Here is a 13858-nt window from a genome sequence, read left to right as displayed (position 1 = left end):
GCTATCCCGCGAAACCGCCCTCTTCCAGGAAGCGGCGCTCGTCCTCGCTGGTCTGACGCCCGAGCATCGGATTGCGGTGCGGGAAGCGGCCGAACCGGGCGATGATATCGCGATGCTCCTCGGCATAGCGAACATTGTTCGGGCCGATCCGGCGCATCCAGTCGACACAGGCCTGCTGATCGGCGAGGTCTTCCGAGTGCATCAGCGGCATGGCCAGAAACGGTGCGAGATCCGGCGCGACGGTGGATGCGTCGCCACGCGCGAGCGCCTGTTTGGCAATGGCGAGCGCCTTGGGGTCCGTGGCGAACGAGCGCGCATCGCCTCGAAACATGTTGCGCGGAAACTGGTCGAGCAGGATGACGAGGGCGAGCGCTCCGTCGGCCGAACCGGCCCAGTCGTCGAGCCGTCCCTTCGCGGCGCGACCGTAGGTCGCTGAGAAGCGCTCCCGGATCGCTCGATCGAAGGCTTCGTCCTTCTTGAACCAGCGATCCGGCCCGGCCTCGCGCCAGAAACCGATGACGGCGGCAGGGTCGACGGACGAGTCTTCGCTGAAACGCTCCCATCCCTGCGCCCGCAATCGGCAGGCCGGACATTCGCCGCAGCCGTAGCCCCAAGGGTGGCGGTGCTCGCGATCGCCCTGATAGCAGGTGTGCGTTTCGTCGCGAATAATGTCGACGAGCGCCTCACCGCCGAGGTCGTCGGCAAGCTGCCAGGTCTCGGCCTTATCGATCCACATCAGCGGCGTATGGATCACGAAGCGCTGTTCCATGCCGAGATTGAGGGCGAGTTGCATCGCCTTGATCGTATCGTCGCGGCAGTCGGGATAGCCGGAATAGTCGGTCTCGCAGACACCGGCGACCAGATGCTTGACGCCGCGCCGATAGGCGACCGTCGCGGCGAAGGTCAGGAACAGGAGGTTGCGGCCCGGCACGAAGGTGTTCGGCAGGCCGCTCGACTGCATCGCGATCTCGACGTCCTGGGTCAGCGCCGTCTCGCTCAACTGGCCGAGCACCGTCATGTCGATGCGATGGTCGTCGCCCAGCCGCTCGGCCCAGGCCGGAAAGGCGTTGCGCAGGCTGTCGAGGACGCGCGGCCGGATGTCCATCTCGATGCGGTGCCGTTGGCCGTAGTCGAAGCCGATCGTCTCGACACGCTCGAAACGCTCCAGCGCCCAGGCGAGACACGTGGTCGAATCCTGACCGCCCGAGAACAGAACCAGCGCGCTGTTTCCATCGGTTTCGGCTGCGCCCGTCATCGGATCTCGCCCCCTCTCGCCGATCAGAATGTAACGCCGGGAATCGCCAACGGATTGTCGGTCAGCGCAGCGGCGTCGGGCGCATCGGTGCGCAGCCCGCCGGTGAAGGCGGCGAAGAGATCGCGCACGTAGCGCTCGTCGAGGCCGTCACCGATCAACACCATCCGCGATCCGCGCTCGACACCCGCCGGCCAGGCCGGCAACCGCACCGGCGGATGCAGGAAGGAGCGCACGCCATGCAAGACCAACGGACGCTCCGGGCTTTCGGACGTGTGCACGATCGCCTTCATGCGCAGCAGCCGTTCGCCTTGTGTCGTCTGCAGGAGGTCGAGGAAGGCGGCAACCGCGCTTTCCGGAAGCGGACGGGCCTCGGTCAGCGAAAACGAGCGGATCGTCCCGTGGTGAGAGTGCGCTTCGTCATGGTGATGGCCATGATGGTGGGCGGGGTGCAGCCGATCATGCTCCGTCTCCGGCAGCCAGCGCCCGAGGTCGGCGGCGGCCGCGAGCGAGCCGGCGCCTTCGCCAAGAAGCTTGTCCGGTGCGGCTTCGTCGGTGCCCGCCAGCAGCACCGGGCCATGAGGGCCGATGGCGCCGATGGCGCGTCGTGCCGCCGCGACGACGTCGCGACCGACGAGATCGGCCTTGGTCAGAACGATGCGATCGGCGACGGCCACCTGGCGCTGGGCCTCGTCGTGCGCCTGGAGATGGCGCGCCCCGTCGAGCGCGTCGACGACGGTCACGACGCCGTCGAGAGCATAGGCTTGCAGCAGGGCCGGATGGGTCATCACCGCAGCAAGAATAGGGATCGGGTCGGCGAGACCGGTCGTCTCCACGACCACACGGCGCAGCGGTGCCGCCGCCGTCCTGTTCCGTTCGGCCAGGGCCAGCAGCGTCTCGACCAGTTCGCCGCGCACCGTGCAGCAGAGACATCCGTCGGCAAGCTCGATAACGCCGTCACTCGACGCCTCCACCAGCAGATGGTCGATGGCGACAGCACCGAATTCGTTGACGATGACGGCCGTGTCCGTCACCGCCGGATCGGCCAGCAGGCGGTTGAGCAGCGTCGTCTTGCCCGCCCCCAGAAAACCCGTGAGCACGGTCAAACGAATGGGCGGTCTGCGCGACGCCGGTCCGGGACGATCCTCGGTCACGTCAATTGGTCGCCCGTTCGGCGAATTGCGGGATCGGCACCTCGCCGTGCCGGGCAGACTTGTCCGCGGTGTTGACCGTCGTCGCCACGGGACCGGCTGCGTCAGCGGCATTCAGCGTTTTTTCAGCGATGGCGCTCGCGACGGCCACGGGTTCGTCCTCCGGCGTCCCGGCGACGATGACCGGCGGCGAGTTGATGATGTCTTCGGGCCGGAACGGCCGTGCTGTCGGCGTCGGGATGCCGTAGGCGGCGATCAACGTGATGCCCGGCTCGGCCAGCGCATTGCCCGCCGCGCCGCCCAGCGCCACCTGAACCGCTACCGGCGGACGATCCATTTCCGCGGTATAGGGCGAGCCGAAGGGCTCCTTCCGGTTTGCTTCCGCCTTGCGCTCGTTGGCGCGGGCGGTGCGGCCCGCGGCCGAGCAGACTTCCTTGCTGATATCGACCGGCTCCCCAGTGGAAGCCTGGAGCTGGTCGATCGTGACGTCGACGGTCGCCGGATCGGTCTCGAAGGCCTTGTGCAGGATTTCGGCGCTCATGCGCTCGCGACCGATCGACCCCACGGCGCCGAGCACGACCGCGACCACGGTGCGGCCGTCGCGCGTGGCCGACGAGACCAGATTGAAGCCGGAGGCGCAGATATAACCCGTCTTCATGCCGTCGGCGCCCGGAAAGCGACCGAGCAGGCCGTTTCCGTTCTTGAAGATCTTGCCGTTGAGCGAGATCGCCTCGGTGCCGAAATAGTCCAGAAAGGCGGGAAAGTCGCGGCGGATCGCCATTGCCAGGAGAGCCAGATCCCGGGCGCTGGAATATTGTCCCGGCTGGGGCAAACCGTTCGGATTGACGAAACGGGTGTCCTTCATGCCCAGCCGCCGCGCCTCATCGTTCATCCGCACGACGAAGGCTTCCATCGAGCCGTCGGCCAGCATCTGTCCGATGGCGTAGGCGATGTCGTTGGCGGACTTCACCAGCATCATGCGCATCGCGTTGTCCAGACGCATCACGGAGCCCGGCTCGAACCCCATCTTGCTGGGCGCCTCGGCCGCCGCACGGCGCGTCATGATCACCGGGGAATCGAGCGCTACGCCAGGGTCGTCGCGCAGCGCCTTCAGCGCCAGGTAGGCGGTCATCAGCTTCGTGGTTGAAGCCGGATACCAATGGGCGGTCGCGTCCTTCTGCTCCAGCACCTTGCCGGTCGCCACGTCCACCGCGATGGAGACCTCGGCGCGGGCGGCTGCGGTGGCGGGAAGCACCAGCAGCAGAGCCAGAATCGACAGCAAGCCTGACCGTCGCAGAGCGTTGATCGTCAATGTTCCATCCCAAGAATCAGAGGAAGCTGAGCGCCAGGCTCCTAATTGGACCTTCCGGCGGAACAGGCAAGATCGCCTCTTTCGATTTGAAAGGTACTGCCTAATATGCGGTCTCCGCCAAGCAAAGGAGTCGACATGGCGATCAACGATCACATCACCGCGAGCCAAGCGGAGATCGCTGCCTGGCGGCGCCATCTCCATACACACCCGGAATTGCTCTACGACGTGCCGGAGACGGCAGCCTTCGTCGCCGACAAACTGGCGAGCTTCGGCTGCGACACTGTCGCGACGGGCATTGGCGGAACGGGGGTCGTCGGGCTGATCCATGGTCGTGAGGGCGGCGAAGGTCGCACGGTGGGGCTCCGGGCCGACATGGACGCGCTGCCGATCGAGGAGGAGACCGGCCTGTCCTACGCCTCGACGCAGGCGGGAAAGATGCACGCCTGCGGCCATGACGGCCATATGGCGATGTTGCTGGGTGCGGCGCGGGTGCTGGCCGAGACGCGGCGCTTCGCCGGCACCGTGGCGGTCGTATTCCAGCCGGCCGAAGAGGGAGGCGCCGGCGCCAAGGCGATGATCGACGACGGCCTGCTCGATCGCTTTCCTATGACCGAGCTCTATGGGATGCATAACCTGCCGGGGCTCGCCGTCGGCCGGTTCGCGATCCGTCCGGGACCGATCATGGCCTCGACCGACGAGTTCTCCATCACCATCGAGGGTCGCGGCGGCCATGCCGCCATGCCCCATACGACGATGGACCCGATCGCCATCGGCGCGGCCATGGTGCAGAGCTTGCAGATGATCGTCTCGCGCAGCGCCAATCCGCTCGACTCGCTCGTCGTGTCGGTCACGCAGTTCCACGCCGGCTTCGTCCACAACGTGATTCCCGAAAAGGCGGTGCTGTCGGGTACGGTCAGAGCGCTGACCGAGCCAATGCGCGAACTCGCCGAGGCGCGCATCCGCCAGATCGCCGAGTCCACGGCAGCCGCGCACGGCGCCCGCGCCTTGGTCGACTACGACCGGAACTATCCGGTGACCCGCAACGAGCCACAGGCGACGTCGTTCTGCACCGAGGTGGCCGCGGCGGTGGCCGGAGCGGACAATGTCGATGTCGACGCGCCTCCCCTGATGGGCGGCGAGGACTTCGCCTACATGCTGGAGGAGCGGCCCGGCGCCTTCATCTTCGTCGGCAACGGCGACTCGGCCGGCCTGCATCATCCGCGCTACGACTTCAACGACGAGGCGATCGCGTTCGGCGCTTCGTACTGGATCGCCCTGGCGGAAGGCGCGCTCGGCCGATAGAGGACTGACGCGCGCCAGGGCGGGCTCACGGCAGCAGGTCGAGCAAGCGATCGGCGGGCATCGGCCGGTGAAGGTGATAGCCCTGGGCCACGGCGACGCCGAGGCCCCTCAGAGTCTCGAGTTCAGCCGCCGTCTCGACGCCCTCGGCAGCGATCTTGCTGTCGGTCTGCGAAGCAAACGTGATCAGCGCGCTGGCCAGCGCCCGGCGCATCGGATCGGTATCGATCGAGCGTGTCAGGCTGATGTCCAGCTTGATATAATCGGGCGCGATGTTGAGGATGTGGCGCATGCTGGCATAGCCGGATCCGGCATCGTCGATCGCGATGCCGACGCCGCTCGCGCGCAGGGGCGCCAACGCAGCCCGCAGCCCGTCATAATCCTCCACATAGTCATGCTCAGTGATTTCGAGCACGATGCGCTCGGTCGGATAATCGGCAAACAGCGCGGCGAGGTCGCCACGGATGATCGTCTCGGGCGAACTGTTCAGGCTGAGATAGAGGGGATGACGCGCCCATATCGGGCGGAAGGCACGCAGGGCGTTGCGGATCGCCTGGCGTTCGAGCTCCACCCGCAGATGGACCTCGCCGGCCTCCGCGAACCACTGGTCGGGCGGGCGCCGGGGCTCGCCGCCAAAGCGGGCCAATGCCTCCGCGGCGGCGATCTCCATGTCCGGGCAGATGACGACCGGCTGGAACAGCATGGCCGGTTCGCCGGCCTCGAGCGCGCGATGGATCCGGCTCGCCCTTTCGGAAGTGGATTGAACGGCCAGCAGGCTCTCTTCGAGCTGGTAGGCGACGATGTCGGCAAAGATCCGGAAAAACCGCAGATCACGCTCGTTGAGCGAGTGGTCGGGCTCGAAGCTGAAGCAGCAGAAGGTGCCGTAGAGCCGCCCGTCGGCGAGGCGCAGCGGCACGCTGACATGGGCGCCGATGGGAATCGCGTGCGTCGCCGGGATGGCCAGCGCGCCGGGCACGACGGCGGTGTCGGAGATCAACGCCGGAAGCTCTCCGTCAACGACCTTGCGGCAGTAGCCGTCCTGCAGCGACAGCACATCGCCGACCTTGATCGGCGAGCGACCCGTCTTGCTGTCGACATAGCGGAAGATGCGATCCTCGCCGATGAACTCGGAGACGAAGGCGACGTCCATGCCGAGATGCGCGCGCACCGTCTCCAGGGCTCGTTCGATGCAGGCCGAAGAGCCGGGCATGATATCGCGCAGGCCGGATATGGTTTCCGCCCTGCCCTTCTGCTTCGGCTGTTCCGCAATCGACATGCGCCTCACCTGCTTTGCGGAATGACTCGCATGAAATGATGATGGCGGATGAAAGTTTTGGACTCGTAAAGATTGCCTATGCCTGGTCGCGAAAGGCCTTAGAAACTCGCGGGTCCGATGGTTCCGGCCGAACTGATCTTATTCCGGGCGCCCCTCGGTCCAGGTTGGATTGGCATTGAACAAGGGCACCGTAGAAATCGACATCTTGGCACTGCCCTGCTGCACTTCCCGCGAATGCGCGAGATAGATCAGCGTGTCGTTTTCCTTGTCGTAGATGCGATTGACCACCAACGCCTTGAAGATCAGCGAGCGCCGTTCCTTGAAGATCTCCTCGCCATCCTTGTCGAGATCGATGTCGCCGATGGTGATCGGCCCGGTCTGGCGACAGGCGATGGACGAGTTCGACGGATCCTCGAACCAATTGCCCTGCTGCAGGCGGTCGATGATGCCGCGTTCGAAATAGGTGACGTGGCAGGTGACGCCCTCGACGTCGGGATCGCGGATGGCATCGATCTTGATGTCGTTGCCGAGCCAGTCGGTGGAAACCTCGCCCACCTCCTCGGCAGCAGCAGGCACGGCGAGAGCCGAGACGAGCAGAAGACCGGCAAGAGCGGACAAGGAGCGGCGCATGGGACTCGACCTTTCGTGTGAACCGGATGCTCACGAAGTGGTGAGCGTCGGCGCTCCGGTCAATATCCGACCGGACGACGGCCATGCCGCCGGGAACACGATGCCGCGTTTTTTAAGGTCGCGCGAAAGGAAAATTCTAGAACAGATCGACTTCGCCGGCGCTGCCGGGGTCGTAGAGGACCAGCGCATGATTGTGCACGAGCCGGTGCTTCAACGCGCCGAGCCGGACCGAATCCAGCGGCCTGCCGACGTCGAGATGCCAGTCCTCCGGCGTCTCATGAGCCAGAAGCGCGAGGAACTGGGACAGATTTTCCAGAATCTGCGTGGTGTGGTCGATGCTCTGGACGGCCTTGACGAAATTCTCGTCGTGCAGATTTTCCCGGGCGCAGTCGTCGCACACGATGTGATGCATGTCGTCGGTGACCTTCGACAGGACCTTGAGTTCATCCGCGAGTGTCTTGACCAGGTCAGAAAGCGGCGTGATGGTCATAGGTCTTTCCTGCCAGTTCCGTCGAAGGCCTTAGGCCGATTGTAAAAATACTCCCGAACGCCTTACCCAAATCTCAAGATTAGCCGCGAACGGACCAATCGGGCAGCGGTGCGACATCCTGCCGGCTTCATCGCCTAGAAGAGTTCGAGATCGCCGCTGGTGTCCTGGACGACCGGCTTCTTGGCGACCGGCAGCGTCTTCGGCATCGCCGTGCGGTCGAGCAGGATCTGACGCGCGCGACCGCTCGCCGGCCAATATTCGATGCGGCGTCCGCGATCGCCGCCCAGATCGCCACCGACCACCGGAATCCCTTCGTTCTCGAGAAACTCCCGCGCGAACGCAGCGTTCTTCGCGCCGACGTCGGACAGGCCGTCGACGGTGCGCGCGCCGCCGAACAGCTTGGCCTCGAGCGCATGGCGACGGGCGCCGCGCTTGAGCAGACCGTTGATCAGAAGCTCCATGAGATAGAGGCCGTAGCTCTGCGCCCGACCATTGCCGCCGCCGTCTCCCGAACCGGGCAGCAGGAAGTGGTTCATGCCTCCGACCCCCGCATCCGGATCGCGGATGCAAGCGGCCACGCACGAGCCGAGCAGCGTGGTCAGGACGACGTCCTCGCCCTTCTCCACCTTCCACTCTCCCTGGATCACGGTGATGCGGCGACGCGAAGCTTGTGCATTCATTACTGAAGCTTTCCGACCACGGCTTCCATGGTCTTCTGGAGGACGGGCACGCTGATCGGCTTGACCAGGAAGTTGTTGACCCCGAGCGCCGCCGCCTTCTGCACCAGCGTCCTGTCGCCCTTGCCCGTCAGAATGATGAACGGCACCTTCTTGGTCGGTCCGTAGGAGCGGATCGCCTTCAGAAGCTGCAGCCCGTCGAGCTTCGGCATGTTGAAGTCCGAAATGATGACGTGGCAGGGCGCCGTCATCATCGTCTTTAGCGCCTCCTCACCGTCGACGGCGAAGACCACGTTCTCGATGCCGACCTGCTGCAGCGCGTCGCGGATGAGCATCCGGCTGGTGCGCTGATCGTCCACGATCATCACTTTCAGTTGTTGCTTGAAGCTCATTGTCCTCGTCCTTTTCGAACCTCAGGAAGCTCCCCCGCCCGGGTGGCTTGCCCAAGTTTTGCCGACGCTGGCTCGATCGATCCCTTCTCCATCGATCGCAAACTCACGCGTTCGCTATCCCTCCGTGTCGCCGTGACCACCGCATGTCTTGTTCTTCCTATTTGCACCAACCGGGTTAACGAACCGCTCTCCTGCCAGGTATTTTCAAATATTCTCATGTGATTAGAGGACAAAACAATTCGGCTTACATACAAGTTTTCGGCATTTATTCTGTTCGGTGATTCATTCGAACACCGCCTTGGCGATCCGATCGAGCGGCACGCGCCGCTCGGCGGCACCGATTTCGAAGGCCACGCGCGGCATGCCATAGACCAGCGAGGTCGCTTCGTCCTGTGCCAAGGTCCGAGCGCCGCTCTCGCGCATCTCCAACAGCCCCGTCGCGCCGTCGCGCCCCATGCCGGTCAGAATTACGCCCATGGCCCGACCGTCGAAATTGCGGGCGATGGAGGAAAACAGCACGTCGACCGACGGTCGATGTCCCTGCACCAGGGCATCGTCGGACAGGACGCAGCGCAGGCCGCCAGCCTTGCGGATCGTCAGATGCATGCCGCCGGGCGCCAGATAGATGTGGCCCTTCCGGATGATATCGCCGTTTTCCGCCTCCTTGACCCGGGCCCGGCAGATCCGATCGAGGCGCTGCGAAAACGAGCCGGTGAAGGCCGCCGGCAAATGCTGGACGATCAGGGTCGGCGGACAGTCTTCCGGAAAGTCCGCCAGGACGGCGATCAAAGCCTCGACGCCCCCCGTCGACGAGCCGATGCCGATGAGTTCGGGCCAGCCCGCGTGACGATCGTGCGGTGCCGCGCCTCCCGCAGGCGCCTGCACTTGCGGTGGCTTGCGCCGCGCCACCATCATCGGCTTGGCCTTCGCCGCCTCCTTGATGAGGGCCGGAAGCGCGCCGAACGTGTTGCCTTGCAGGCCGCTCGGCTTGGCAATGCAGTCGAAGGCGCCGATCTCCAGCGCCTCCAGGGTGGCCGCCGCGCCGGGCGCCGTCTGGTTGGACACCATGATCACCGGCGTCGGCCGAAGACGCATGATCTTCTCGAGAAACTCCAGCCCGCTCATGTTCGGCATTTCGACGTCAAGCGTCACGACGTCGGGGTCGAGCGCCTTCATCTTCTGACGGGCATCATAGGGGTCGGAGGCCTCGCCGATGACCTCGATATCCGAAAAGGCCGCCAGGGAGTGCTTCAGAAGAGCTCGCATGGTCGCGGAATCATCGACGACGAGCACCCGCACGGCTGTCATTTGCCGTCTCCCGCACCGCCTTTCCGGTAGGCCGTGGTGCCGGCATAGCTGAGATGCGTCGTCGCGGGACCGGTCAGGCGTTCCGAGTGGCCCATGTAGAACCAGCCGCCGGGCTGCAGGTAGTTGCAGAAGCGTTCCCAGATGCGTTCGCGCGTGGGTTGGTCGAAATAGATAGTGACGTTGCGGCAGAAGATCGCGTTGAACTTGCCCTTCATCGGCCAATTGCCGATCAGATTCAGTTCTCGGAAGGAGATAAGCTCGCGCATCTCATCGGCGACCTGGAACGACATGGCGTTGGTATCGGGATCGCGCACGGGCGAGAACCAGCGGCGCCGCAGGTCTTGGGGCACCGCCTCCAGCGTCTGCGCGTCGTAGATGCCGGCGCGGCCGAAAGCGACGACGTTGGGATCTATGTCGGAGGCCAGCACGCGAACGTCGTAGGCCGGCGCGTCGGGCATCAGCGACAGGATGGTGAGCGCGATGGAATAGGGCTCGTGGCCGTTGGAGCAGCCCGCCGACCAGATCCGCACGCGCCCGCCTCGCTTGACGTCGGCGAGAAGCGGCGGCAGCAACTGGGTCTTCAGATGCTCGAAGTGATGATTTTCGCGGAAGAAGTGGGTGACGTTGGTGGTCAGCGCCGCCAGCATGGTCATCCGCTCGCTGGCGCCCTCGGCACCGGCGACGTAGCTGCAATAGTCCTTGAAGCTGGACAGGCCCAGCGCGCGCAGCCGTTTGGCCAGACGCGAGTAGACGAGCGTCGTCTTCGATGGAGACAGCGCGATGCCCGCGTCCTCATAGAGAAGCCGGGCGATGGCCGAGAAATCGGCCTCGGTCATGACGAATTCGCCCGAACCGCCCTGAATTTCCGAATTTTGAGCCTCACGCATCGGATTTGCCATAGACGTGCCTTCGATACACCGAACTCAACGCGACGCCGAAAGTGTTTTCGTCGCGACCAATTGCTGAAGACTTGCGGATCGATGCCCGCAGACGATCGCCCGGCGGCAAGGCGCCGGCGCCACTATCCGCTCAAGCGGCAAGGTCCACCTTCTGGGGCAGGATGTTGTCAACGGCGATCAGAGAGATCATCCGCCCCTCGACAGCCATGACGCCGCGCACGAAGGTGCGTGCCAGATCCGATGCCAGGTCCGGCGTCGGCTGCAGGATATCCTCGGTCACGCTCAGAATGTCGGACACGGCATCGACCAGGAGGCCGACCATCTGCTGTCCGACGCGCACCACGATGATGACCGAACGCGCCGTCGGATCGATGGCGCCGAAGCCGAGGCGGGCCGCGAGATCGACGATCGGCAGCACCGTGCCGCGCAGATTGATCACGCCGGTCACGTAGTGCGGCGCGTGCGGCAGCGGGGTGGCGGCCGCGTAGCCGCGGATTTCACGCACGGACTGGATGTCGACGCAAAACTCCTGCTCGCCGATGCAGAAGGCGATCAGTTCCTGCGCGCCGACACTCTCCGATTTGATCTCGTCACTCATCCAGTCACTCCGCGGCCAGGCCGAAATAGTTCTGCTCGAAGCGCGAAGTGGCGGCGACCACGTCGACATCGAGGATCAGAGCGACCCGGCCGTCGCCCAGCACCGTCGCTGCGGCGACGCCCGGCACCCGGCCGTAGTTCGCTTCCAAGCTCTTGATGACGACCTGCCGCTGCCCCTGGATACCGTCCACCAGAAGGGCAGAACGCGTGCCGTTTTCGGCCTCGACGAGGATCGCGACGCCCGACAGGGCATCGGTCGGATCGCTGCGGTAGCCGAGCTGGCGGGCGACGTCGATGAGAGGGAGGAAGCTGTCGCGGACTTCGATCAGGCGCTGGTCGTTGCCGAAGCCTTTCACCTCGCTGTCCTTGGGCTGCAAGGTCTCGATGATCGCCGTCAGAGGCACCACCAGGGTCTGGTCGCCGGCCGTGACGATCATGCCGTCGAGCACCGCGAGCGTCAGCGGCAGGCTCATGGTGAAGATCGAGCCTTCGCCGGGCTTGGAGGTGATCGAGACACGACCACCGAGAGCCTGGATCGAGCGCTTGACCACGTCCATGCCGACGCCGCGGCCGGAGAGCTCGGAAACCTCCTCCTTGGTCGAGAAGCCCGGCATGAAGATCAGGTTGTCGATCTCGTCGTCGCTGAGATTGGCCTCGGCCGGGATGAGACCCTTGTTGATCGCGATATTGCGCACCACCGGACGATTGATGCCGGCGCCGTCGTCGCTGATCTCGATGACGATGCGGCCCGAACGATGCATGGCCGCGACGTGGACCGTGCCTTCCTCGGACTTGCCGGCGGCGGCCCGCTTTTCCGGGCTTTCGATGCCGTGGTCGATGGCATTGCGGATCATGTGGGTGAGCGGATCCGACAGGCGTTCGATGACCGTCTTGTCGACCTCGGTCCACTCACCTTCGGTGACCAGCTTCACCGATTTTCCGGTCACGTCGGCGACTTCGCGCACCAGACGCGGCAGCTTCTGGAACACCGACTTCACCGGCTGCGCGCGGATCGCCATGACGCTGTCCTGGATCTCGCGCGTCAGCTGCTCGAGCTCGTCGAGGCCGACGGCGACTTCCGAGGCGCGCGCGAGGCCCGCCTGCATGACGCGCTGCGACAGCATCACCTGATGGATCACCAGCTCGCCCACGAGATCGATCATGCGGTCGACGCGCTCGAGGTCGACGCGAATGGTGGCCGTCGGCGAGGACTGGCCAGCGGCCTTTTCGGCGGGTTCAGCAGCCTTGGGGGCCGCCTTCTTCGGTTCCGATTTCTTGGCCTCGACCTTTGCAGGCTCGGGCTTCTCGGCCTTGGCGGAAGTGGCTTCCGGGGCCGCCGCCGGGGCGGCTTCGGTCTCGGCCTCGGCCTCCGGCTCGCTCGACTGCATGCGGGCCAGGAGTGCCGCGATCTCCGGATCCTCGGCCTCGATCTCCTCTTCGCCGCCTTCGCTTTCGACGCGCTCGATGGTCAGATCGCAGTCGAATTCGGCGAAGTCGAAAATCTCGCGGATCGCGTCCTCGTCGGCTTCCGTGACGAGATCGATGGTCCACGACAGATAGCTGCCTTCGGCCTCGAGCTCGGCAAGCGGCGGCAACTCGCTGCTGTCGCAGGTGACGGTGCCCTCGCCCAGCGCCAGGCATTCGCGCAGCAGCCGCGTCGAGTCGTTGCCCTTGCCGTAGAGATCGGCTCGCGGCTTGTAGGTGATGCGATAGCGGTTGCCGTCGCCCATCAGATCGTCGAGATCGACGGATACGGGCGTGAAATCCAGGCCGTCCATACCGTCGTCATAGGCATCGGCGGAAACGATCTTGTTTTCTTCGTCGTCCTCGCCGCCGGCCTCGTCGGGGCTTTCGCCCCTCGCCTGAGCCACGAGGGCCTTCAGCTCGCCGACCAGGGCGCTGATGCGTTCGGCATCGGCGACGCCGCCGTCGCGCGATACCGTGACCAGATCCGCCAGCACGTCGCTCGCACGCAGAAGCACCCGCACCACGTCGAGCGTCGGCGCCAAATTGTCCGAGCGCACCTCGTCCAGCGTGGTCTCGAAGATGTGCGCGAAGTGGACCAGTTCATCGAGGTTGAAGGCCCCGGCGCCGCCCTTGATGGAATGGACGGCACGGAACACCGCGTTGATGGTATCCGCATCGGCCTCGTCGTTTTCCATCGCGAGCAAGCCGGCCTCGAGTTCGCCCAACTGTTCGGTGCATTCCTCGAAGAACGTCGCGCGGATCTCTTCCATTGCGTCCATGGTCTTTTCCCTCAGTCCCCCTCTGCTGCCTTCGATACGCGCTCGCAGTCAGAGATAGCCCTATCGCATTCCAGCCTTGTCCGGAGCCGTACAGGGCCTACAGGCTCGGCTTTGCGTCGCTCAGGCTGCGACGCGGTTGATGGCGGTGACGAGTTTGACGGGATCGAAGGGCTTGACGATCCATCCCGTTGCGCCGGCGCGACGTGCGCGGGCCTTTTTCTCGGCATCGCTCTCGGTGGTCAGCACCAGGATCGGGATCGCCCGCTTGGAGCGATCGGCGCGCACCTCCTCGATGAAGGTCAGCCCGTCCATGCGCGGCATGTTCACGT

The 13858-nt window shown here is 65.0% G+C and carries 14 protein-coding genes and 1 pseudogene; 1 reads left to right on the top strand and 14 read right to left on the bottom strand.

Annotated features, from left to right (window positions below):
- Nucleotide 1 precedes the first annotated feature (1 nt).
- From SMD10_RS11050 to SMD10_RS11035, 4 genes and pseudogenes are all read right to left on the bottom strand, one after another.
- A complete protein-coding gene (locus SMD10_RS11050; RefSeq protein WP_331685829.1) occupies nucleotides 2-577 on the bottom strand; it encodes a DUF924 family protein in 576 nt (191 codons plus the stop codon).
- Nucleotides 551-1255 (bottom strand): annotated as a pseudogene (gene queC, locus SMD10_RS11045) (7-cyano-7-deazaguanine synthase QueC); the annotation flags it as partial. The gene SMD10_RS11050 and the pseudogene queC, both read right to left, overlap by 27 nt.
- 23 nt (nucleotides 1256-1278) lie before the next feature.
- Nucleotides 1279-2364: a CobW family GTP-binding protein gene (locus SMD10_RS11040; RefSeq protein ID WP_331685828.1), complete on the bottom strand. Its 1086-nt coding sequence runs from the start codon at nucleotides 2362-2364 to the stop codon at nucleotides 1279-1281.
- Nucleotides 2365-2407: 43 nt separating this feature from the next.
- Entirely contained in the window at nucleotides 2408-3715 is a 1308-nt protein-coding gene (locus SMD10_RS11035; protein WP_331685747.1) for a D-alanyl-D-alanine carboxypeptidase family protein, read from the bottom strand.
- A 135-nt stretch (nucleotides 3716-3850) separates the two neighbouring features.
- Between SMD10_RS11035 and SMD10_RS11030 the strand changes: the two genes are divergently transcribed.
- Nucleotides 3851-5017, top strand: a complete 1167-nt coding sequence (locus SMD10_RS11030; RefSeq protein WP_331685746.1) for a M20 aminoacylase family protein — start codon at nucleotides 3851-3853, stop codon at nucleotides 5015-5017.
- Nucleotides 5018-5042: 25 nt separating this feature from the next.
- Here SMD10_RS11030 and SMD10_RS11025 read toward each other — a convergent pair whose 3' ends face one another.
- The 10 genes from SMD10_RS11025 to SMD10_RS10980 form a co-directional block, all read right to left on the bottom strand.
- Complete coding sequence (locus SMD10_RS11025) at nucleotides 5043-6290, bottom strand: sensor domain-containing phosphodiesterase (protein WP_331685745.1); 1248 nt, start codon at nucleotides 6288-6290, stop codon at nucleotides 5043-5045.
- Between the two features lie 138 nt (nucleotides 6291-6428).
- A complete protein-coding gene (locus SMD10_RS11020; RefSeq protein WP_331685744.1) occupies nucleotides 6429-6920 on the bottom strand; it encodes a CreA family protein in 492 nt (163 codons plus the stop codon).
- A 136-nt stretch (nucleotides 6921-7056) separates the two neighbouring features.
- The gene (locus SMD10_RS11015; RefSeq protein ID WP_331685743.1) at nucleotides 7057-7410 is read right to left on the bottom strand and encodes a DUF8776 family protein; all 354 of its coding nucleotides are present in this window, start codon (nucleotides 7408-7410) and stop codon (nucleotides 7057-7059) included.
- Between the two features lie 134 nt (nucleotides 7411-7544).
- A complete protein-coding gene (locus tag SMD10_RS11010) occupies nucleotides 7545-8090 on the bottom strand; it encodes a chemotaxis protein CheD (RefSeq protein ID WP_331685742.1) in 546 nt (181 codons plus the stop codon).
- Nucleotides 8090-8479, bottom strand: coding sequence for a response regulator (locus SMD10_RS11005; RefSeq protein ID WP_331685741.1), 390 nt, complete (start codon nucleotides 8477-8479; stop codon nucleotides 8090-8092). Before SMD10_RS11005 ends, SMD10_RS11010 begins: the two co-directional genes overlap by 1 nt.
- A gap of 282 nt (nucleotides 8480-8761) precedes the next feature.
- A complete protein-coding gene (locus SMD10_RS11000) occupies nucleotides 8762-9787 on the bottom strand; it encodes a protein-glutamate methylesterase/protein-glutamine glutaminase (protein ID WP_331685740.1) in 1026 nt (341 codons plus the stop codon).
- Entirely contained in the window at nucleotides 9784-10674 is an 891-nt protein-coding gene (locus SMD10_RS10995; RefSeq protein ID WP_331685739.1) for a CheR family methyltransferase, read from the bottom strand. The genes SMD10_RS11000 and SMD10_RS10995 overlap by 4 nt, the downstream gene beginning before the upstream one ends.
- Before the next feature lie 142 nt (nucleotides 10675-10816).
- Nucleotides 10817-11284 (bottom strand): chemotaxis protein CheW, encoded by a 468-nt coding sequence (locus SMD10_RS10990; RefSeq protein ID WP_331685738.1) that lies wholly within the window; start codon nucleotides 11282-11284, stop codon nucleotides 10817-10819.
- A 4-nt stretch (nucleotides 11285-11288) separates the two neighbouring features.
- The gene (locus tag SMD10_RS10985; RefSeq protein ID WP_331685737.1) at nucleotides 11289-13529 is read right to left on the bottom strand and encodes a chemotaxis protein CheA; all 2241 of its coding nucleotides are present in this window, start codon (nucleotides 13527-13529) and stop codon (nucleotides 11289-11291) included.
- Nucleotides 13530-13649: 120 nt separating this feature from the next.
- Nucleotides 13650-13858 (bottom strand): response regulator (locus SMD10_RS10980; protein ID WP_331685736.1); only part of this gene is annotated, 209 nt, incomplete at its 5' end.

This window comes from Consotaella aegiceratis (assembly GCF_036541425.1).
GTDB lineage: Bacteria > Pseudomonadota > Alphaproteobacteria > Rhizobiales > Rhizobiaceae > Consotaella > Consotaella aegiceratis.
The sequence above is the reverse complement of the archived record's forward strand: the minus strand, read 5'-3'. Positions and strand labels throughout refer to the sequence as shown.